The organism is Gordonia gummivorans, assembly GCF_022513585.1.
Lineage (GTDB): Bacteria > Actinomycetota > Actinomycetes > Mycobacteriales > Mycobacteriaceae > Gordonia.
The window spans coordinates 125,383-132,278 of the sequence record NZ_JAKWBF010000013.1 but is presented as its reverse complement, the minus strand read 5'-3'; the positions used below and the strand labels follow the sequence as shown (position 1 = coordinate 132,278).

Sequence of the window (6,896 nt, the reverse complement as noted above, 5' to 3'; positions counted from 1 at the left end):
TGGAGCCGATGACGGGAATCGAACCCGCGTATTCAGCTTGGGAAGCTGATGTTCTGCCATTGAACTACATCGGCGTGCGAGCGGTGAGACTCGCGATCGACAGCGTAGCAAATGGGTGACGGGGGATGTCGACGCGACGCCGACCGATTAGGCCGCTTCCAACTCCCTGGTCTCGGCTCGTTCTGCTTTGTATGCCCAGGCGGCGTAGAGGACTTCGGTGGTGTAGCCGAGGTTGAGGCGTCCGCCGCCGACGGGTGTGGTGGCGTCGGGTGCGATGTCGGGGTCTGGGTGCCATGGGTTGGGTGCCCGTGTCGGCGGTGCGGTGTCGATGGGTGTGCCGTCGGGGCGGTGGAAGGTGAAGTGCTGGTTGCCGTGGGCGGTGATGCCGAACACGCCGCGGTGCAGCGCGGCGTGGTGGGCTGAGCACAGCAGGATCAGGTTGTCGGGGTCGGTGGTGCCGCCCTTCGACCACGGGCGCACGTGGTGCAGGTGCAGGTGGCGGGTGCGCCCGCAGCCAGGATGGGCGCATTCGTGCTGGTCGCGGCCGGAGATCATCCGCACCAGCGCGGTGGTGGGTGGGCGGCGTTTACGTCCCCACCGCAGGGTGACGCCCTGACGTTTCCCGATCTCGCGGACCGATGCCCCGCATTCGAGGGTGTCGACCTCGGCGTCGGTCAATGCCGGGCCGTCTTCGAGGTGCGGGTCTTCGAGGTCGTCCTCGAGGGGCTTGTGGACGATGATCTCAGCGCCGCGGGTCAGTTCCGGAACGTCGGTCAGGGTGCGGGTGGTGTCGGCCATCGCGATGACGGCGGCGCTGATGTCGTGGGGCACTCCCCGCCATAGATCGATACGTTCTCCGGGTTCTTTCAGGTTGCCGTCGGTGGGACCAGCGGTTTCGGGGTCGGTGAGCGCGTTCCGCGGAACGTCGGCGTCACCGCTGGTGCGCAGGCGTTCGTACTCGGCGCGCACCACGGCGGCGAGGAACGCCGCGCCGTCGACCGGTGACAATCTGAGGGAGACCGACAGTGTGCCGTCGCAGTGCCACCGCCAATTGCCCTTGGATCGGCGCACCGCGGTCGGCTCCAGTGGCATGCCGGTGTCGGGGTCGAGGGCATCGATGTTGCGTATCGATTTCACGAGCCGTTCGACCTGGGCGGCGGTCGCCGACAGCGCCACGTTCAACAATTCGTTCTCGCGGATGGGGGTCGCGACGCGGGTGAGGGCGCGAACTTTGGAGTAGGTGAGGCGGCCTTCGGTGAACGCGGTCCGGATGGCGGGCAACGATGTGAGGGCGTGGGCGACGCGGACGTGGTCTTGGGCGGTGCGTCGGGACAGGCCGGTGCGCCAGGACAGCCAGTCGGCGCAGCTGCGGATGCCTTCGCCCGACCAGGCGCGGCGGGCGTCGAATTCGGCGAGGTACTCCAGGAACCTGGCGGTGAGAGCAGCGATCTGGCCGGCGTAGCCGACGACGCGGTCGGTCAGTTCCGTGGTGGAGAGTTGGTCGGCTGGTGTGTGGTCAAACATGGTGTCCGACAACGATGTCACCGCAGTGACTGGCATGGGCCCTCCCCGATGTGTGGATCTCGATCTCACTACGGACAAGGTATCGGTGGGTACCGACAGAATCGTTCCGCGGAACGTCGGGCTGTCCACAACCGCGTTCCGCGGAACGCCGGTGTGGTCGGAATTGGTGTGGGGTGCACTGACATTGTCAGGTCGCCGGGTTTCGATACGGCTCGCCCCGGGGGGCTCGCCTACTCAACCAGCAGAGGGGGGCGGCTGAACAGCAGAGGGGCATGGCTGAACAGCAGAGGGGCGTGGCTGAACCAGCGGGGTGGGTGCGTTCCGCGGAACGCGGTGAGGTCACCAGCGCGGCGTCGAGGCTGGGCGTTTGTCTTCGGTGAGGCAGAGGGAGCGCAGGACGTTGTGGAAGACCACCAGGCCATAGAGGTTGGGAGCGCCGATGATTCCGGTGCTGCGGGGGATCATGTCGGCGGTGATGCCGGCGCCGGGGAAGAGGCTGTTGATCATCGTGGCGGTCGGGTCGGATGCGCCGTAGCGCCAGATGAGTTCGATGAAGTGGGCGGTCAGGGCGTAGGTGTAGTACGCCGCGGTCAGGCTCTTGGTGACGGTCAGGTCCGACAGCGGGACGGTGTCGGCGATGTGGCCGTCGCGCAGATTGTGGTTGAGGCCGATCGCGATGTCGAGCGGTGCGCCGCCGACGTAGGGGATCAGGATCAGGCCGATCTGGGAGAGTGCGCCCTCGCCGGAGTTGAAGTCGGCGGGGTCGGCGGGAATCAGGTTGTGCGGCACACGGTATGACCGGAGGAACGTTTGCACGCGGGTGCTCAGGTCGCCGATCTGGCGCTGGGTACCGGCGTCGCGGGTGATGGCGCGCAGGTAGGTCGACGTCCGGTCGACGATGCGCGACACCGGCAGATTGCCGATGGCCGGGCAGGTCTTGGGATCGGCGACCGACACCTGACTCGCGATGTCACGCACGATCGCCGGAACCGCATTCGTGAATCGCAGATCCTTGACCGGCTGTCCCGCGGAACGCTTCTGCGACTCGGTCACCGACACGATGCATGCCTTGACCAGGTTGGAGCTCAGGCTGTTGTAGACGGCGGTGGCACCGAGGACGCCCAGCACGATCGGCAGGGTGAGCAGCGTGCCGATGCTGAACGGTCCCACCAGCGGGCCGATCGACGGAATGCTGCGTCGGGCGATGGTCAACGGAACCATCACCGTCACATAGAGATACAGCCACACCGTCTCGACTGCCTGCGCGACGGTGAGATTCTCCACCGAGATGACGTCGCCGCCGTGGCCGTCGCGGACGTTCACCAATTGCGTGACGATCCACTGCGACACCGGATCTCGGTACTTCATGATCGGGGAGCGCTCGTCGGCTCCGAGGTCGTACGGGTGCGTCGACACCGCAAGCGTCGAGATCTTCAGCGCCCCCATGTCGCGGTGCGCTTGCGCTTTGATCGACGCGGACCGATCACGGATCTGCGCGGGCATCATCGGCAGAAACGAATCGAAGATCGCGTCGTACACCGCGCCGAGCGTCGCGAACCGCGAACCCACGCATTCGGTGGGCGCCGCAGGCGACTTCGACGGCGCTGCCACCGCGGCGACACCCCGCTCGCCTGCCGTCAACGCGATCGCAACCGCCAACACCACCGACAACGTCGCGATGACACAGCGATGCCACCCCACCCGAACCCCGACCATGGATCTCCCCATCCATACGTGCAACGTCCCCCGTCGACAGCATCGATCTCGATCCTGCGCGTTGCGAAACAAACTCTAGAGATCCTCTGCCGGTTCGGCAGCGTCCACGACGTAAACAACTCTTGATGATTCGATGTTGTCTGGCTCACGGTCGGGGCCTACGGCGAACAGCCGGTCCGATAACCTCACAACGTGCTGCTCTCCGACCGCGACATCCGTGCCCAGATCGCCGAGGGCCGCCTCGGCATCGACCCCTTCGACCCGACGCTGGTCCAACCCTCCAGCGTCGACGTGCGGCTCGACAGCCTCTTCCGCGTCTTCAACAACACCCGTTACACCCACATCGACCCGGCGCAGCAGCAGGACGAACTGACGAGCCTCGTCGAACCGGCCAAGGATGAGCCGTTCGTGCTGCATCCGGGTGAGTTCGTCCTCGGTTCGACGCTCGAGGTGTGCAGTCTGCCCGACGACCTCGCCGGACGGCTCGAGGGCAAGTCGTCGCTGGGGCGGCTCGGTCTGCTGACGCATTCGACGGCCGGCTTCATCGATCCCGGCTTCTCCGGTCACATCACCCTGGAGCTGTCGAACGTCGCGAACCTGCCGATCACGCTGTGGCCCGGCATGAAGATCGGCCAGCTGTGCCTGATCCGGCTGAGCAGTCCCGCCGAGAATCCGTACGGCAGCGCGGCCGTCGGCTCCAAGTACCAGGGACAACGCGGGCCGACGCCGTCGAAGGCATACCTCAACTTCACCAAGCCGTAAATCGGTTCGTCGGGAGTTCACCGAGACGATCACGACTCGACAGTCTCTTGTCGTTCGATGGCCGAACGACCCGCGTACTCACTGAGACATGAAGCTCACGGTCATCGGATGCGGATACCTCGGCGCGACTCACGCGGCCTGTATGGCCGAACTCAGCCACGACGTGCTCGGCGTGGACGTCGACGAGGCGAAGGTGGAGCGGCTGACTGCGGGTGAGGTCCCGTTCTTCGAACCCGGCCTGCAGGATATCCTGCGCCGCAACATCGCATCCGGACGACTCTCGTTCACCACCGATCACCGTGCGGCGGCCGCACATGCGTCGGTGCACTTCCTCGGCGTCGGGACACCACAGGAACCTCGCGGGCACGCCGCCGATCTCGGGCACGTCAACGCGGCGATCGACGCCCTGGTGCCGGTGTTGCGCGGTGACCACCTCATCATCGGCAAGTCGACAGTCCCGGTCGGTACCGCCACCGGCCTGGCCCAACGGATCGCTGTACTGGCCGCCGACGGTGTCGCAGTGGAGCTGGCGTGGAGTCCCGAATTCCTGCGCGAGGGCTTCGCGGTGGAGGACACCCTGACGCCCGACCGCATCGTCGTGGGCACCGACCCGGCCGGCACAACGTCGAGTGCGGTCCCGGTGATCCGGGACATCTATCGGGAGATTCTCGAGACCGGTGTTCCCCTCATCGAAACAGACTGGGCAACAGCAGAACTCGTCAAGGTGTCGGCGAATGCGTTTCTCGCCACCAAGATCTCGTTCATCAACGCGATCAGCGAGCTGTGCGAGATCGTCGGCGCCGACGTGAGTACCCTCGCCGACGCGATCGGCCACGACGCGCGGATCGGCCGGCGGTTCCTCAACGCGGGATTGGGTTTTGGCGGTGGATGCCTGCCCAAGGACATCCGAGCGTTCACGGCCCGCGCCGACGAGCTCGGTGCCCACCGGACCCTGGGGTTCCTGCGTGAGGTGGATGCGATCAACATGCGACGACGCACCGCGATGGTGGACCTCGTGTCCGACGCGGTCGGCGGTGACGTTCTCGGACGCAACATCGCGGTGCTCGGCGCGGCCTTCAAACCGGAGAGCGACGACGTTCGGGACTCGCCGGCGCTCAGCGTCGCCGGCCAGCTGGCGTTGCGCGGCGCGTCGGTGACGGTCTTCGATCCCAAGGCCCTCGAGAATTCGCGTCGGACCTACCCGATGCTCGCCTACGCGTCGTCGGGTGCCGACGCCTGCGACCGGGCAGATGCCGTCGTCGTGGCCACCGAGTGGGCCGAATTCGTGCACATGTCGCCCGACGAGCTCGACGAGGTGGTGCGCGCCAAGGTCATCGTCGACGGCCGACGATGCCTGGACCCGCAGATGTGGCTCGACGCGGGATGGCAGTACCACGCCATCGGAGGGCCGGTGACGGGTCGACGCCGGGAGCGGCACACAGCGAATGCCCACGTGGTCGGGCACGCTGCGCAGACCCTGCGCGGCTGACACGTGCTAGTTTGAAGCTCCGAGGGGGTCGACCGACGGTGGTCGACTCGGCACATTTTCGCCGGTGGGGGCGCTGGGGCGATGTGCGACGCAAGCTTGAGAGCCGTCCCTGACCGCAGAAATCCGCCCACTGATGACCACGATGAACGACGACACCGCCCACGCCGTGAGCCAACCGGCCGACGATGCTGCGCGCGATCAGATCGTCGATTCGCTGGGGCAGATCGCCGAACTGCTGCGAACCCGCGGCTTGCCGACCGACGAGCGCGTCGTCCTCCTCGACTTCGACGAGAGCGGCCTCGTGGTCCTGACCGTCGATTTCGCATCGCGCGCGGTGGTATCTGCGCAGGCCGACGACGACATCGGCCCCGCCACGCTCGACCGCATGATCGCCGACCACCTCATCAGAGTCGGTCGTGTGGACAGGCCGACCTCGGCCGACTGGGATCGCGAACTGCTCGACCTCGTCGCGCAGGGTCGTCAGCGACTGCGTGCATCGGACGGCACCTTCATCATGGGGCGCCGGCATCTCCGGCTGTTCCGGTTGGCCCGACGCGACGTCGAGGAGCCGACTCGACAGCTGATCGCGCAGGTGGAGACCCTGACCCGCGGTGCGGTGTCGAACGCCGGTGGCAACGTGGTCGCGGTGGTCGCGGCCGACGGCGTTCGCAACTGGCCCGGCCTGCGCGACTCGATCGCGCGCGCCGTCGCCGTGCCGGTACTCGATCTCGACGTCCCCGAAACACCCGTGGTGAACGCCCACGTCGATGCCGATGACCTCGGCTCGGCGGACTTCCCCGTGATGCCGCCGGTGGTCGTTCCGGAGATGACGCCGGCACCCGAATCAGCGCCGATGCCGGAGCAGGTGCCCGAGCCTGAGCCGATCGCAGAGCCGGAGCCGATCGCAGCCGACGACCGGCCGACCGAGCCGATCCCGGTGGTCGCGACGTCGTTGGCGTACTCGGAGGTCGAGGAGGTCGCACCCGACGACGAGCTCATGCCGGACGACGTGGTCGACGTGGCCCCGGCGCCGCCGTCGCGGACTCGTGGGCTGCTGAGTCGGGCGTCGGGCCGGCGGGTTGCCGCCGTTGTCGGTGCCGTCGCGGTGTTCGCGCTGGTCGGCGTGGCAACAGCCTTCGCACTCGGCGGCGACTCCACATCCGACAACCAGGCCGCCGCACAATCCGTGCCGTCGTCACCCGCACAGCCGTCCTATGCAGACCCAGCCGTCCTGGCCGAGGCGCGGCTGCCCGCTGCGCGCTACACCCCGCCGCCTCCGCCGCCACCGCCGCAATCGACACCCGACGAGACGACGCCGGGACCGCGGCCACGCCAACGCCCACGCCCGCGACCACGGCTCACGATTCCGCTACCGGGACTACCGCCGATCGTCATTCCCTGAGGT

At 67.2% G+C, this 6,896-nt stretch carries 5 protein-coding genes and 1 tRNA gene; 3 read left to right on the top strand and 3 right to left on the bottom strand.

Annotation, left to right across the window (positions count from 1 at the left end; translation table 11 throughout):
* From MKW15_RS11985 to MKW15_RS11975, 3 genes are all read right to left on the bottom strand, one after another.
* Positions 1-74, bottom strand: a tRNA-Gly gene (locus MKW15_RS11985).
* A 73-nt stretch (positions 75-147) separates the two neighbouring features.
* Complete coding sequence (locus MKW15_RS11980; protein ID WP_240857843.1) at positions 148-1,560, bottom strand: HNH endonuclease; 1,413 nt, start codon at positions 1,558-1,560, stop codon at positions 148-150.
* Positions 1,561-1,863: 303 nt separating this feature from the next.
* Complete coding sequence (locus MKW15_RS11975; protein ID WP_240857842.1) at positions 1,864-3,240, bottom strand: hypothetical protein; 1,377 nt, start codon at positions 3,238-3,240, stop codon at positions 1,864-1,866.
* Between the two features lie 192 nt (positions 3,241-3,432).
* Here MKW15_RS11975 and dcd point away from each other — a divergent pair, with 192 nt between their 5' ends.
* The 3 genes from dcd (at position 3,433) to MKW15_RS11960 (ending at position 6,893) form a co-directional block, all read left to right on the top strand.
* A complete protein-coding gene (dcd, locus tag MKW15_RS11970) occupies positions 3,433-4,002 on the top strand; it encodes a dCTP deaminase (RefSeq protein ID WP_240857841.1) in 570 nt (189 codons plus the stop codon).
* Positions 4,003-4,090: 88 nt separating this feature from the next.
* A complete protein-coding gene (locus MKW15_RS11965; RefSeq protein WP_240857840.1) occupies positions 4,091-5,491 on the top strand; it encodes a UDP-glucose dehydrogenase family protein in 1,401 nt (466 codons plus the stop codon).
* A gap of 133 nt (positions 5,492-5,624) precedes the next feature.
* Positions 5,625-6,893, top strand: coding sequence for a hypothetical protein (locus tag MKW15_RS11960; RefSeq protein ID WP_240857839.1), 1,269 nt, complete (start codon positions 5,625-5,627; stop codon positions 6,891-6,893).
* Positions 6,894-6,896: the final 3 nt, after the last annotated feature.

What these genes read in the sequence shown, in the direction of transcription:
- MKW15_RS11980 (WP_240857843.1), bottom strand. Translation starts at nt 1,560, where the DNA reads ATGCCAGTCACTGCGGTGACATCGTTGTCGGACACCATGTTTGACCAC.
- MKW15_RS11975 (WP_240857842.1), bottom strand. Translation starts at nt 3,240, where the DNA reads ATGGTCGGGGTTCGGGTGGGGTGGCATCGCTGTGTCATCGCGACGTTG.
- MKW15_RS11960 (WP_240857839.1), top strand. Translation starts at nt 5,625, where the DNA reads ATGACCACGATGAACGACGACACCGCCCACGCCGTGAGCCAACCGGCC.
- MKW15_RS11965 (WP_240857840.1), top strand. Translation starts at nt 4,091, where the DNA reads ATGAAGCTCACGGTCATCGGATGCGGATACCTCGGCGCGACTCACGCG.